We start from the raw sequence: 12,398 nt of genomic DNA on the forward strand, positions 1-12,398 counted from the left end.
TCACCGTCAATACTGATCCACAACTCGGCCTTGCCGACATCGACCCCGATCCGATGCGTTGCCATCATCACACCTCCCGAGCTAGCTTGGAGTGGTCTGTCGGGGCCTCACCGAACGCTGGCTTGCCATCTATCGTCGGTCCCGAGCCGATCGATTCCTTATCGGCGTTTAAGGTGAGGGGTGGGACGAACTCTCCTACCGTCTGTGCCACAGGCCAGATGCCAGCTTCGTCCCTCCACCCCGACAGACCCTTTCTAGGCCTGCCACGGGTAAACATACAAGCCTGCTTGCAGGCGAAGTTCCGAACAGGCGGTCATTCCGGAAACGCACAGCGGTTATTCGGGAACTCGGGCTCCGGGGCCGGGGCGGACGCCAGAGATCCCGGCTCTGCGCTTTGCTCCGGCCGGGATGACGGTGTGGCGCGTGGAAGGAGAAGGGCGCCCACTTCCTCACGCTTCGCCGTCTCTCCGCTCGGGGCGATGTGGGGTCAATCCGAAGGCAGACATCCAGGCACCGAGGGGTTACGGGCGTTCGTGCTCTTCTCCGGAGCCCAGCCAGAAGTCCAGGCGTTTGGCGAGAAACTCCTGCCCGCTCATGTAGTGGGACCCATCACAGGAGAAGTTGAGGCCAACCATGCCGTTGAAGATATTGAGGGAGCCGGAGCGCAGGTAGATCGTGTCGTCCATGAAGCGCAGCTCGCGGAAGGTACGGAACACCGCTGCGACCTGATCCGTGGAGAGTAAGGCCTCCTCGGGGTAGGACCGCTGGGGATAGGCGAGACAGATCCCGGGATCCGTGAGGTCCTCGTAGTCCAGCAAGCGGTAGCGGAACGGGTCGTCGCGCAGCCACAAGGTGGCCCGGGAACTGGAGAAATGCAGCTTGCCGTGGAATACGCCGTGGGCGGCCACCAGCTCGGTCAGGAGATCCAGTACCTCGTCGATCCGGGTGTCGAGCGGGCTGTCCACCCGATGCTGGTTGAACAGGCCCCCGCGGATCGCTGGATCCCCCTTCAGCTGCATCCATTGGTCCGGCTGCTGATAGAGGTCGCGGGTCAGGGGCAGCTCCCGCAGGTCGAAGTCCGCCCCCAGGAATCCCAGCAGTGTGCCGTCGCTTTCGGTCAGACGTTGCACGGCCGTCAGGGTAGGGCGGCGCCGATTGCGGCTGATGTAGGCCGACGACATGGAGAATTCGGCACCCGCCAGGGCATCGGCCATGTAGGGCCGGGTACTGCGATCCCGCCCGGCCTGGTCCGGCAAGGGGCCTTCCGGGGACACGTTGGCGGTCACCTGGTGAGCGCGCGGATCGAGCACATAGAGGTACTTGCAGGACGGCAGCGCGCCCAGGGCCACGGCGAGTCGCTGCTCCAGGGCCTCACGATCGCCCCACCTCTCGGCGCAGGGGCCCACCAGCCGCGCCAGGGCGGTCGACAGTTGCCCCTGAAGGAGCAGTCGCTGCCGGGCCACCGCCGTCATTGTCGCTTCACTCATGGCCTTCGCTCGGAGGATACCGATGGGAACGCGCCCGCCAGGGGCGACCGTCTCGCGAGGGTGCCGCAGCACCGTCGGTGGCGCAACAACCGACTTGACGCATCCTGACGTCGGATAGGCCACGGCGTTGGGCGTGTCGCCATTACGGGCTATAAGTGGCCCCTTGATGGGACTATTCGTAGAGACAGCTACCACAGCGCGGCGCGCGCTCAACAGCTTAGGTCGGCCCTCTGGCCGAGACAGTGGCAAAAGACAAGCGCCAGCCCGCGAAATGCACCTGATCCCCGCAGGTTCCGTCAGCGAGCTGCGCGAGAAGCCAGCCATCACCGGAACGACGATGCCGCCCCAAAGCGCTTGCGCCTGTTCGTCACCGAGGCTGAAGCCTCCCTACTGTAGGAGGCGAGCCCTCTCGCCGATCGGGCATGTCCAGCGCCCCATCGCCCAGAGGGCTGGGCTCCTACCGGAGAAGGGGGCTGTGGCGGCATGTGAACAAGATGGGTGTCCTCTTCCGATATCGATGTTTATCGACGATCCGAGGATGTTGGCCTATATTTGTGGCAAACTTTGCCAGAAAAAGACGCGGAGGCCACCATGGCCACAATGAACATTTCGCTACCCGATCCCATGAAATCCTGGGTGGAGGAGCAGGCGCAATCCGGCCAGTACAGCAACAGTAGTGATTACGTGCGAGACCTGATCCGCCGCGACCGGGAGCGTGCGCGAAAGATCGCGCACCTGCAGGCGCTCACCACGGAAGGCCTGGAAAGCGGTCGTGGCGAGCGAACGATGGAAGATCTGAAGCGAGCCTCCAGGAAGAGCGCTGAAGGCTAACCTCATGCGCTATGCCCTGACCTGCAAGGCGGAAGACGACGTCATCGAGATATTCCGCAGTAGTGTCGAGCAATTCGGCCTGCAACAGGCAGAGCACTACCACAGCCTTCTAGCTGCAACTTTCGAGTTTCTGGCGGAAAACCCTCGTGCAGCGCGTGAGCGAAAGGAAATCTCACCACCCGTTCGGGTTCATCCCGTTGGCGCACACATCGTGCTGTACCAGCTCGAAGGTGATGAGATCCTGATCATCCGTATTCGCCACGCGCACGAGGACTGGGAGGGAGACGCGCCGTAGGCAATGTGAAGGCACACGATCCGATCCTGGTCTTCGTCCCCGTGTGGCCGGGAGAGAGCCCGTCGGAATCAGAGGCCCCCTTGCGTCAAAGTTGGCCGGGCGGGGCAAAAGGCAAGGTCTGAACCCTTTGCAGCGATTTCTCCGTATTTAGAAATAGTCGTCCTCGTGCTGGTGCCGAAACGCCAGCAGGGTGACTGTTTTGGCATCGTCGATCTCGAACAGGGCGACATAACCCGAGCGTCCAAACGGGATCAGGAGTTCGCGGATGCGGGGGTGGGAGACGTCGGGCATGCGGCAGCTAAGCGGAAAGCGCTCCAGGAGCGATACCGCCTCGCCGATGGCGGCGCGGGCCTGGGCCGTGGCCGCCGGATCGCGCTCCACCAGGAAAGCGACAAGCCGCAGGAGATCTTCGCGTGCCGGCGCCGTAAATCGTACCGAGTAACTCATCCTTGAGACTCCAGTTGGCGGGTTACTGCTTGCTCAACAGACGGTCGAGATCGTCCAGCACCGATTGGGCCGGATAGTACTCATCCGTTTCCCGGGCACTGCGCGCGGATTCCAGACCGCGTGCCAGGAACTCGGCCAGGGCCTGTCGCCGGTCAATCTCGTGGCGAACGGCATCCTCGATAAAGGCCGACAGCGTTTCTCCCTCGCCAAGGGCCTGCTCCACCTGGTGCCGAAAACCATCGCTGACCCGCAGGGCCGGTAACGTCGTGTTCTTCATACCAAGTCTCCGGAAGGACCTTCTCGCACTGTATCGCAAATGCAATACAGTGAGCATCCGTGGAACAGTCCTGGCCGCTCTTCTCCCCGGTGCATCAGGCGCGCCGTGAAGGGCAGCCCCCCGCATGGTCATCCCGGAAACCGCGCAGCGGTTATCCGGGATCTCGGCCGCCGGGGCAGGAGCGGACGTCAGAGATCCCGGCTCTCCGCTTCGCTTCGGCCGGGATGAGGGTGTGGCCCCTGAAAGAAGATGGGTGTCCTCTTTCTCCGTCCCGGCGTCTTTCCGCCCGGGATCGCCTGATCTATAGCTTCGACGATCAAGCCATCTATATCTTCGCGATCGGCGGTCATTACGACACGCTGTGATGCGAGCCGACCTATCCCTCGGCTCGGGCGCGCATAGGAAAAAGCCAAGGCTGGACACCCCGAGGCCACTGGGATTATCCAGGGTGCGTGAAGGCCCCATTTAGGGGGCGAAATGCCTTGTTGAAGGTCCGGAAGCCGACGTTGGGCGCACGAAAGCCCTGTTTCGACAGCACGTTCCCGTGGTCCGACCCCGTCATCAGCAGTCAACCTGTCCCCGTTTCCCGGGTGTAACGCGCCCTATCCGGGGCCTGCGCACTGGCTTCTGAACATCCTGCAGATCACCGTTTTCAGGGGCTTGGTGACCTCGGAGATCATGCCAGGCCGCACAGGTTCAGATGTCGATGCCGACCGCCCGGAAGCGCTGGCGCAGTCGATCGTAGTGGCTGCCGGGCCAGTAGACTCGGCCGCAGCCGCTGCAGCGCACGAACGCGCCGAAGCGCTCGAGCACCCCGGGCGGCACCTCGCTCGGCTCGACCGAGTCGGCGAGTGCAGCGCCATCGATCGACCGGAGCTCGCCGTTACACCGCATGCAACGCGAGAACGGCTCGAACAGCCCGGCGAGCTGAAAGCGGTCGACCACCTCGCGAAGCTGTTGCAATGGGTCCGTAGCGTGCACGTACCGCCCGTGAGTCACCCGGCCGTCCTTCAGCAGGCCAGTGTCACGCGTGAGGATAATGCGGTGCTCGTCCTGCGCGGTGCGGATGATGTACTCATCGGAGAAATCGTTGGCATACAGGCAGTCGAAGCCCAGCGCACGCAGGTAACCGGCCAGCCGGCCCAGATGCACATCGAGGATGAAGCGTGGTTCGCGCAGCGGCTGGGGTCGCAGGCGGGAGACGTCGCCTACGTCGAAGGCCTCGAACACCGGGTAGACCGCCACCCGCTCACCGCCGCGCAGCCGGTGGCCGAAATCCACTGCCCGCCCGTCGACCAGTACCAGGTCAACCTCCGTGTGCGGCACGCCCAGCGACTCGATGCGGTCCTTGACCGAAGGGGTTCCGTCGAACGCGTGTTCAAAGCTCTGGTATCGCCGTTCGGGCGCGAGGAAGTCGTTCAGCTCGGCATGCAACCGGAAGGTCGCGGTCGCGCGGCCGAGGGGTGCGGATTCGCGGTCCTTGGGCGGGCACATGCCTTCGAGCATACCGAAACCACCCCACGGAAGAGGCGCGCTTCAGCCCCGTTCTTCCCCCGGGCCCGACAGACTCCTGGCGGTTCAACATTGGGCGGCGACCAACCGCCGGCAGTAGACTTGCCGCAAGTCGCTGACCCGAAAAGGATGCAGACATGAACGATGTCTTTCTTCAGATCGCCAACGCACTGGTATTAGGGCTCGAAGCAGTCGGCATCGCCGTGATCATAGGTGGCTTCGTGCTGGCAACAGTGGTTTGGCTGGTCAACATGCGCCGCATGAGCACACACGAGGCCTACGTCGATTATCGCCGTCGCAGCGTGCGCGGCCTGATTCTCGGACTGGAGTTCCTGGTCGCGGCCGACATCATCATGACCGTAGCGATCGAGTACTCCATGGAAAGCGTACTCATGCTGGCCCTGATTATTCTCATACGCACACTGCTCGTGTTTGCCCTGCACCTGGAGATCGAGGGCCGTCTCCCGTGGAACCAGTCGGAGGACGATAGCAAGACCTGACCCACTCGCAGCGGTGGGCCAATGTCCGGTGTGATGATGCTGGAGCAGCACTGGGAGGCGATCGTGAGGTCGGCCACACGAGAATGCTGCTACCCCCACGACCCCAGGAGGGAGAGAAGCCATGTGCGGACGGATGACGCGCTATAGCGCGACCAGCGAACTCGCCATGCGGTACTTCCAGATCCCCGTCGACGAGGGGTTCGACGTACCCAGGTACAACGTTGCCCCCGGTACCCATCTGGAAGCGTTCTGGGCCGGCGAGGATGCGCCAGCGGCCTTCCAGCCGATGTTCTGGGGCTTTCGGCCGAGGCGCGTCGAGGACGGGCCGCGACCGATCAACGCTCGGGCCGAGACGGTCGCCACCAGTCGGTATTTTCGATCAGCGTTTGCGCACCGGCGATGCATCGTGCTGGCCGATGGTTGGTACGAATGGCGCAAGACCGAACAGGGCAAGCAGCCGTACTACATCACCCTGGCCGAGGGCGCACCGCAGGAGATCCTGATGATGGCGGGTATCTGGGAACCCATGGTCGATGGGGGTGCCTGCTGCGCGATCATCACTGAACCCGCCAACGATCCACTTGCACATATCCATGACCGCCAACCGCTGATACTCGACGCACAGTGTCGGTGGGACTGGCTCGATCCGGGACTGTCCGAGCGTGACGACATCCGGGCCAAGACTCGCCGCTTTCCGCCGGACATGTTGCGCTATTACGCCGTTTCGAGCCGAGTGAATCGACCGGTCGAGGACGACCCGGGCCTGATCGAGCCGAAGCGCTGATCGGAAGGTGGTAGAGGGTCAGACCTTGCTTCTTGCCTCCTTAGCTGACCAAGGGAAAAAAGCAAGGTCTGACCCCGGAGACCACGCGGTCTGCCGCCAGGGAGAAGATGGGTGTCCCCTTTTTCGAGGCTGATCTGCATTGATGCGGGGGCAAAAGGCAAGGTCCGACGCCCGAAGCGTACCGTTGATGCGGGGACAAAAGGCAAGGTCTGACCCCGAAGCGTACGAACAGCCTGGGAGGTCATCCGGGATCTCGGGCGGAGAATGCCCACACAGAGACCCGCAGGCGATCTCCGAGTGCTGGGTCCATGCAGAAGCCAAAGGATTCAATTCCGCCTTTGCTGGCTTGGCGCTGATCGTGGCCGGGAGTTCCGTCGAGCGCCGTACTGGCCGCATCCGCCAGCCCGATCTGGAAGCGTTCCGGACCGGTCGTGATAATCACGTAGAGCGCATGGGCCTCCGGGAGATCGCAGCCGCATGCGCCTAGATAGGTTAGGACGTCCGACTCCCAGAAGGATTCGAGTGCCTCGTCCGGGCCGGACACCAACGAGCCGTATGCCAGGCTGAACCCGTCCGGCCGCACCCCCTCGCTGATCAGCTCAATGTTCGAGTTCAGGAATAGGGTGCCCGGGGCGTGCGGATCGAAGTTAACCCGAATCACATCCAGCAGGCACTGCAGAAATTCTCCCGGCCGGTCGAGTCCTTCCGTGGCCATAAAACCCGGGCTGTCATCCGGCTCCGGAGAGCCACCCTTGAAGGCCTCAAAGAACCGGTGCAGATGCAGCGCCGCGGCCGATAGCTCCTGGCTGAATATCGTCGGATTTTTCATCGGTCGAATAGGCCTATCGTTCATACATGGGTTTCCAGCCGACAGAGGGTTACCGTGGTCTGACCCCGTCATACCCGGCGACAAGCCCGGCAGGCACTTCCGTCTCCAGCCGCACCCACGTAAACCCGAGTCGACCGGGGTATTCCTTGAGCAGCAACTGGCCGCCCTTGTCGGCCTCGTTGTACAAACTCCTGCCGACGAGAATTCTGTCGCGATCAACGGCTCCGTCCCAGCCTTTGAGCCACAGGTAGTAGCTGGTGCGACGATATCCCGGCGAATAGGTTTTATCCAACACTTCCACCACGTGCAGTTCCGGCGGCGAGAAGTCCAACGTCATGTTGGCTTCCCGGGCCAGGCTGTAACTGGTGATGGAGGCACCGATGAACCCCACCAGAACGAGTTCCAGCACGACCAGGTGGGTTCGGGACGTGCGCCCCAGCCACGCGATGGTGAGGGCGATCAGCGCCCCCACAATCACTGCGCCGGATACCATTGCCAGTGGCACCATGGTTGCCGGAGCGACCAGATTGGGAAGCGGTACGTAGATCCGTCCCGCAGAGTGAACGACCCCGGTAATCAACAATGCCGTGCTGATTCCGGTCATCAACGCCGCCTTCCACGCGGAGCGATCGCCGCGTCCACGTGCAGCTTCCGGAATTTCCCCATCCAGGGCGGCTGACAATTCGCGAAGCGATGGCATGAACGCCCGCACTAACTCCACCGTCGGAAGACGATCATGACCCCGTCGCGAAACCACCTCGACCCAGACCTGCTGGTCCCGGACGCGTAGCTGTCGGAACCGATAGCCATTGGTCTCGCAGATCTCCATGATCTGAAGCATCAAGCGCTGCGTCGTTTCACAGGTCTTCAGCGCACGGCAGATGGAATCCTGATCACTGACCAGGTGAAAGGCCCGGTCAAACGCGCGATTGCCCGTGCGGCACGCGACGGACAGGCCTACCCCCGTGAACACCGCGTCCCACCACCGTCGCCGCTTGGCGCGAAACACCACGTCCGGCGCGTGGTGGAACCCCACGCGCTCCAGAGGCGCCAGGTGGCGCCGGTCCCTGGAGTTGTACAGCGCATCCTCCGGCGGTCGCTCCTGGCGCTGCCCCGTCATCGTGTCCACCGGTGAAAACCGAACCGGCCTCCAGCGATCCTCCAGTCGCTCTCGGTAAAACAACATCGCCAGGCCAATAAGCGTGACGATCCCGGCCATCATCCACATGCGCACCTCCCCTGTGCCTGCGTATCGTCCTGTAACCTATCGTCTCATAACCAGAGAGTTGACTGAGTCCGCCTCCTTCGTCAGCTCCTAGTTCACTACGACAGGGAGTATCCGTCACCTGCAGGTAGACCACACTCATCCCTCGTGTTAGAAACCCGTTATGGATGATATTACTGAAATGACCGCGAACGATGACTACACGAATCTCCGTCCGCTCCTTGCGTCGTGGCTGTCGACCGTCCAGCACTACTGCGAGCACCACGAACAATTCGATAATTGCTGGTGGCACATTGAGCGCGCATCCATAAGTATTCTCGCCGGCGCGGCATGGCGCCTCTCGGGGCAGAACCGCCAGTGGGCAGCGCTTGAAGAGTTTGCGACCAGGAAGCGAGTGAATGTCGATCAAGATGTAAATGGCCGCTGCGACCTATACATTTCGAATAAGGACGAATCGTACGCTATCGAGGCCAAGCAGGCCTGGCAATCCATAGGCAACCGGAGTTCGGGGGCCACGCAGGTTCAGGCCAGCATGAAGCAGGCGTGGGATGATGCAGGCAAACTGAGCATTGATGAAGCCGATTACCGATTAGCTGTCACTTTCGTTGTCCCGTACATCCCGCTGAGTGAGGGTCTTGATGAGAAGGGCAAGGTCGACCTCAAAGGGGTTCGCGAGAAAGTTAATACGTGGCTCGAGGATAAACGGAAATTCGAGAGGGCTAGGGGTAAACCAACAGCCTATGCCTGTTATTTTCCGTATGACTGCTCAAATTACCGTAACGAGCAATCCGGTCGTCTCTTTCCGGGAGTAGTCATCGTGACTGAGCGTCGCCTACGCGGAAATTAATAGGCCTCGACACATCGAACCAACCTCTCCCTCCGGAGCAATCTGCGGGCAGGCCTAAGGGAATGTCGGTGCGCCGGCGGGCGCGCCTCGGCCCTCTCGTTGTCCCCGTGGTCACCCATGGGGTCAGGTCACCCATGGGGTCAGACCTTGCCTTTTGCCTCTCGCTTGATTCGTGGGCAAACAGGTCACCCATGGGGTCAGACCTTGCCTTTTGCCTCTCGCTTGATTCGTGGGCAAAAGGCAAGGTCTGACCCCTAGTTGACCTGTCCAAACTGCGGCAACCGGCCGGATCGTTCCAGGAATTGTCCTTTCGTCCAGCCTGCAACGTCATCCCGAAAACCGCAAAGCGGTTATCCGGGACCTCGGGCTCCGTGGCCGGAGCGGACGTCAGAGATCCCGGCTTTGCGCTTCGCTCCGGCCGGGATGACCGATTGCCGTCAGGGAAAAGATGGGTGTCCTCTTTCTCCCCGCAGGTAGTGCTGGGGGGGGGCAAAAGGCAAGGTCTGACCCCGAAGCGTCAGGTAGTGCTGGGGGGGCAAAAGGCAAGGTCTGACCCCGAAGCGTACCCGCAGGTAGTGCTGGGGGGGCAAAAGGCAAGGTCTGACCCCGAAGCGTACAAAGGCAAGGTCTGACCCCGAAGCGTACCCGCAGGTAGTGCTGGGGGGGCAAAAGGCAAGGTCTGACCCCGAAGCGTACCCCTGACGTCAGAGATCCCGACTCAGCGCTTCGCACCGGCCGGCATGACGGTGTGGCGCCTGGAAGAAGATGGGTGTCCTCTTCCTCATCAGGCATGAGAAAATAAATCTGTCCCCGTTTTTCTCGGTCGGCGCGGGGTTGGATTTTGTGGTTTCACCTGTCCGGTCGGCTTCGGGCAAGAGGCAAGATCTGGCCCCGTAGGTCCGAACGCCTATGCCCAAACGCGCTGGTCAGCCGATCGATCCCATCGGCCCGGGGTAGCTGACCTCCTCGAGCTTGCCGGTGTCGACGTCGTAGATGAAACCGCGCACCGTTACCGCGTCGGGCCCACTGCTGGGCAGCCAGGGATGATTCTTGATCACCGACATACCCCGCCGGACGTCCCACGCCAGGCGCTCCATGTTGTTGTCGTCGCGCGGCGAATCCAGTGGTTCGAGCGGACCGCGAAAAGCGTGGAAAGCGGCCGGACTACTTGAGGCCTGCCCAGTACTGACGAAGGTGCGACCGGTCGCCTGACCGAGCAGCTGCTCCGCTGCCGCATCACCCTCGAGACCGGCTTTGAGAAGGTCGTCGGTAAAGGCGAGCATTCCGCAACGCGTGTGGTGGATGAGGATGATCTCATTGGTATTCAGCAAGTGATGCGAAATGATCAGGCAGCGGATCGCATCCTCGGTCACGACGCCGCCTGCGTTGCGGATGATGTGTGCCTCGCCGGTCTGCAAACCCAGCAGGTCCTCTACATCCAGGCGCGCGTCCATACAGGCCACGACCGCCACGCGCCGCGACGGCTGGATGGGCTGCTCGCCGGGGTGGCTGGGTTCGTGGACCGGCTGGCCACTGGCGTATTGCTCATTATTGCGAAGCAGTTCATCGGTGCTCGAAGTGGCCATGGCGACGCCTCCAATCCTGTCTGACGCATACCCATGCGTCGTTCCGCGTTGGCGGGTTTCTCTGCGTTCGGATAACTCTTCTTATAGCCACTCGTCCCGGACAATGAAAGGCGCATACAAGGCGCTTCGGTAACGCAGTCAACGGGGCAGGGCAGCACGCGGCACGGCCTCAGATCGTACCTTTTGCCCCTGCGAGGCTGGAAGCCAACCCGCAAGATCGGAACATCCCTCGCGGATCTTCCTGGCTCATCGCGGAGAGTCCTCCAACAAGATCTGGGTACGTACGGGGGTGTCGAAGCATGGGCAAAAGGCAAGGTCGGGCCCCGGGCCCTCACGGTCCCCTGTAGGAGCTTGCTCGCAAGGGAAGCCCCTGCCAAAGCCGGACCCAGGCAGGAGCCTTCGCCTGTAAGCAGCCACCTACCGGGGGTGTCCTGGGCTGTGGGAGGCCAGCCCTCTGGCCGATGGTGTCGGGTCGAGCGCCGGATCGCTCAGGGGGCTGAGCTCCCACGGGTCCGGGAGTATTCTGAGCTGGTCTAATTTCCGTGGACACCTCGTTAGGTGGGACGATACCCCCTGGACGAGGAGAACAACCATGGCACGCAAGCGCCGAAGTTTTTCAAGCGAATACAAGGAGCGCGTGGCCCGGATGGTGGTCGATGACGGTCTGGAGGTCTCGGTCGTATGCCGGGATCAGGATCTAGGCGAGACGGCCGTTCGCCGCTGGGTCGATCAGCTCAAGGCGGAGCGCACGGGGCAACCGGGCGAGGGTCGGCCGCTGACGGCGGAACAACAAAGGATTCGCCAGCTCGAGGAGGAGAACCGGCGGTTGAAGGAGGACAAGGAGCTGTTAAAAAAAGCGTCGGCCTTCTTCGCCCGGGAACTGAAGTGATGCATCGCTGCATCACGCGGTTGAGCGGAGAAGGCCCTGTCCATCGTCTTTGTCGGCTGCTGGGAGTGAGCCGGGCCGGCTATTACGAGGCGCGGGCACGGGCCGAACGCCCAAGCGTGCCCTGCGCCGCTGGCGCTCACCTTGAGCGGGTGTTCGCGGCTTCCGGGCGAACCTACGGCAGCCGGCGTTTGGCAAAAGCCTTACAGGCGGATGGCACCGTCGTGGGCCGTTACCGGGTGCGGACGCTGATGCGCGAGCGCGGCCTGCGGCCCGTCTGGCGGCGGCGCTTCGTGACCACCACGCAACGCGACGACAGGGCCCCTGTCGCCGAAAACCACCTCAACCGCGAGTTCACCCCGGCCGGACCGAACCAGGCATGGGCGTCCGACATCACCTATATCCCAACCGCCACCGGCTGGAGCTACCTGGCGGTCATCCTCGACCTGTACTCGCGCAAGGTCATCGGTTGGGCCCTCGATCGGCAGATGCCGGCGAGCCTGACCTGCGAGGCGCTGCGCATGGCGCTGGAGCAGCGCCAACCGGAGCCGGGACTGCTGCTGCACTCCGACCAGGGTTGCCAATACACCAGCGCCGCCTGGCGGCGGCTACTGGCCCGGCACCAGATCCAGGCGAGCATGAGCCGCCGGGGTAACTGCTGGGACAATGCCGTCGTCGAGCGCTTCTTCCTGAGCCTCAAGACGGAACGCGTCTGGCAGCGCCGCTACGCAAACCACGGCGAGGCGCGGCGGGATATCACGGACTACATCGCTCGGTTCTACAACACCGTTCGCATCCACTCGACGCTGGGCTACCTGCCTCCCAGCATCTACGAGCAACCAACGGCAGCCAATCCACCTAACGCGGTGTCCGAAATCACTTGACCACCACA

General features: G+C 62.5%; 13 protein-coding genes and 1 pseudogene. 7 read left to right on the forward strand and 7 right to left on the reverse strand.

What is annotated here, in order from left to right:
- Nucleotides 1-521 precede the first annotated feature (521 nt).
- On the reverse strand, nt 522-1,472 hold the full coding sequence (locus tag C996_RS0113550; RefSeq protein ID WP_018867961.1) for a PDC sensor domain-containing protein: 951 nt from the start codon (nt 1,470-1,472) through the stop codon (nt 522-524).
- A 606-nt stretch (nt 1,473-2,078) separates the two neighbouring features.
- Here C996_RS0113550 and C996_RS0113555 point away from each other — a divergent pair.
- Both C996_RS0113555 and C996_RS0113560 read left to right on the forward strand, forming a co-directional pair.
- Nucleotides 2,079-2,318 carry a type II toxin-antitoxin system ParD family antitoxin gene (locus C996_RS0113555; protein ID WP_018867962.1) on the forward strand — a complete coding sequence of 80 codons (240 nt, stop codon included), beginning with the start codon at nt 2,079-2,081 and terminating at the stop codon, nt 2,316-2,318.
- A gap of 4 nt (nt 2,319-2,322) precedes the next feature.
- Nucleotides 2,323-2,613, forward strand: a complete 291-nt coding sequence (locus C996_RS0113560) for a type II toxin-antitoxin system RelE/ParE family toxin (protein ID WP_018867963.1) — start codon at nt 2,323-2,325, stop codon at nt 2,611-2,613.
- 147 nt (nt 2,614-2,760) lie between these two features.
- On the opposite strand, the gene C996_RS0113565 is transcribed toward C996_RS0113560, so the two are convergent.
- On the reverse strand, nt 2,761-3,060 hold the full coding sequence (locus C996_RS0113565) for a type II toxin-antitoxin system RelE/ParE family toxin (protein WP_018867964.1): 300 nt from the start codon (nt 3,058-3,060) through the stop codon (nt 2,761-2,763).
- A 22-nt stretch (nt 3,061-3,082) separates the two neighbouring features.
- The gene (locus C996_RS0113570; protein ID WP_018867965.1) at nt 3,083-3,337 is read right to left on the reverse strand and encodes a YlcI/YnfO family protein; all 255 of its coding nucleotides are present in this window, start codon (nt 3,335-3,337) and stop codon (nt 3,083-3,085) included.
- Between the two features lie 269 nt (nt 3,338-3,606).
- On the opposite strand from C996_RS0113570, the pseudogene C996_RS14625 reads away from it, so the two are divergent.
- Nucleotides 3,607-3,702, forward strand: a pseudogene (locus C996_RS14625) (Txe/YoeB family addiction module toxin); the annotation flags it as partial.
- A 331-nt stretch (nt 3,703-4,033) separates the two neighbouring features.
- Here the strand turns inward: C996_RS14625 and C996_RS0113575 are convergent.
- Entirely contained in the window at nt 4,034-4,843 is an 810-nt protein-coding gene (locus C996_RS0113575; protein ID WP_018867966.1) for a Mut7-C RNAse domain-containing protein, read from the reverse strand.
- Nucleotides 4,844-4,986: 143 nt separating this feature from the next.
- Here C996_RS0113575 and C996_RS0113580 point away from each other — a divergent pair, with 143 nt between their 5' ends.
- Together C996_RS0113580 and C996_RS0113585 are read left to right on the forward strand one after the other, a co-directional pair.
- Nucleotides 4,987-5,349 (forward strand): DUF1622 domain-containing protein, encoded by a 363-nt coding sequence (locus C996_RS0113580; RefSeq protein WP_018867967.1) that lies wholly within the window; start codon nt 4,987-4,989, stop codon nt 5,347-5,349.
- A 133-nt stretch (nt 5,350-5,482) separates the two neighbouring features.
- Nucleotides 5,483-6,133 carry an SOS response-associated peptidase gene (locus C996_RS0113585; protein ID WP_018867968.1) on the forward strand — a complete coding sequence of 217 codons (651 nt, stop codon included), beginning with the start codon at nt 5,483-5,485 and terminating at the stop codon, nt 6,131-6,133.
- Between the two features lie 241 nt (nt 6,134-6,374).
- On the opposite strand, the gene C996_RS0113590 is transcribed toward C996_RS0113585, so the two are convergent.
- Nucleotides 6,375-6,986 (reverse strand): hypothetical protein, encoded by a 612-nt coding sequence (locus C996_RS0113590; RefSeq protein ID WP_231367148.1) that lies wholly within the window; start codon nt 6,984-6,986, stop codon nt 6,375-6,377.
- 25 nt (nt 6,987-7,011) lie between these two features.
- Nucleotides 7,012-8,190, reverse strand: coding sequence for a hypothetical protein (locus C996_RS0113595; protein ID WP_018867970.1), 1,179 nt, complete (start codon nt 8,188-8,190; stop codon nt 7,012-7,014).
- A gap of 160 nt (nt 8,191-8,350) precedes the next feature.
- On the opposite strand from C996_RS0113595, the gene C996_RS0113600 reads away from it, so the two are divergent.
- A complete protein-coding gene (locus C996_RS0113600) occupies nt 8,351-9,034 on the forward strand; it encodes a hypothetical protein (RefSeq protein WP_231367149.1) in 684 nt (227 codons plus the stop codon).
- A 926-nt stretch (nt 9,035-9,960) separates the two neighbouring features.
- Here the strand turns inward: C996_RS0113600 and C996_RS0113605 are convergent.
- Nucleotides 9,961-10,620, reverse strand: a complete 660-nt coding sequence (locus tag C996_RS0113605; RefSeq protein WP_018867972.1) for a carbonic anhydrase — start codon at nt 10,618-10,620, stop codon at nt 9,961-9,963.
- A 592-nt stretch (nt 10,621-11,212) separates the two neighbouring features.
- Here C996_RS0113605 and C996_RS14450 point away from each other — a divergent pair.
- Nucleotides 11,213-12,390, forward strand: a protein-coding gene (locus C996_RS14450; RefSeq protein ID WP_155985232.1) for an IS3 family transposase whose coding sequence is annotated in 2 segments (ribosomal slippage) — nt 11,213-11,480 and nt 11,480-12,390 — 1,179 coding nt in all. Because the reading frame shifts where the segments join, the coding sequence is not laid out codon by codon here.
- The last annotated feature ends 8 nt before the right edge of the window (nt 12,391-12,398 follow it).

The sequence above is a fragment of the Thioalkalivibrio sp. ALE25 genome (genome assembly GCF_000377285.1).
Taxonomy (GTDB): Bacteria; Pseudomonadota; Gammaproteobacteria; order Ectothiorhodospirales; family Ectothiorhodospiraceae; genus Thioalkalivibrio.

What these genes read in the sequence shown, in the direction of transcription:
- C996_RS0113550 (WP_018867961.1), bottom strand. Translation starts at nt 1,472, where the DNA reads ATGACGGCGGTGGCCCGGCAGCGACTGCTCCTTCAGGGGCAACTGTCG.
- C996_RS0113555 (WP_018867962.1), top strand. Translation starts at nt 2,079, where the DNA reads ATGGCCACAATGAACATTTCGCTACCCGATCCCATGAAATCCTGGGTG.
- C996_RS0113560 (WP_018867963.1), top strand. Translation starts at nt 2,323, where the DNA reads ATGCGCTATGCCCTGACCTGCAAGGCGGAAGACGACGTCATCGAGATA.
- C996_RS0113565 (WP_018867964.1), bottom strand. Translation starts at nt 3,060, where the DNA reads ATGAGTTACTCGGTACGATTTACGGCGCCGGCACGCGAAGATCTCCTG.
- C996_RS0113570 (WP_018867965.1), bottom strand. Translation starts at nt 3,337, where the DNA reads ATGAAGAACACGACGTTACCGGCCCTGCGGGTCAGCGATGGTTTTCGG.
- C996_RS0113575 (WP_018867966.1), bottom strand. Translation starts at nt 4,843, where the DNA reads ATGCTCGAAGGCATGTGCCCGCCCAAGGACCGCGAATCCGCACCCCTC.
- C996_RS0113580 (WP_018867967.1), top strand. Translation starts at nt 4,987, where the DNA reads ATGAACGATGTCTTTCTTCAGATCGCCAACGCACTGGTATTAGGGCTC.
- C996_RS0113585 (WP_018867968.1), top strand. Translation starts at nt 5,483, where the DNA reads ATGACGCGCTATAGCGCGACCAGCGAACTCGCCATGCGGTACTTCCAG.
- C996_RS0113590 (WP_231367148.1), bottom strand. Translation starts at nt 6,986, where the DNA reads ATGAACGATAGGCCTATTCGACCGATGAAAAATCCGACGATATTCAGC.
- C996_RS0113595 (WP_018867970.1), bottom strand. Translation starts at nt 8,190, where the DNA reads ATGTGGATGATGGCCGGGATCGTCACGCTTATTGGCCTGGCGATGTTG.
- C996_RS0113600 (WP_231367149.1), top strand. Translation starts at nt 8,351, where the DNA reads ATGGATGATATTACTGAAATGACCGCGAACGATGACTACACGAATCTC.
- C996_RS0113605 (WP_018867972.1), bottom strand. Translation starts at nt 10,620, where the DNA reads ATGGCCACTTCGAGCACCGATGAACTGCTTCGCAATAATGAGCAATAC.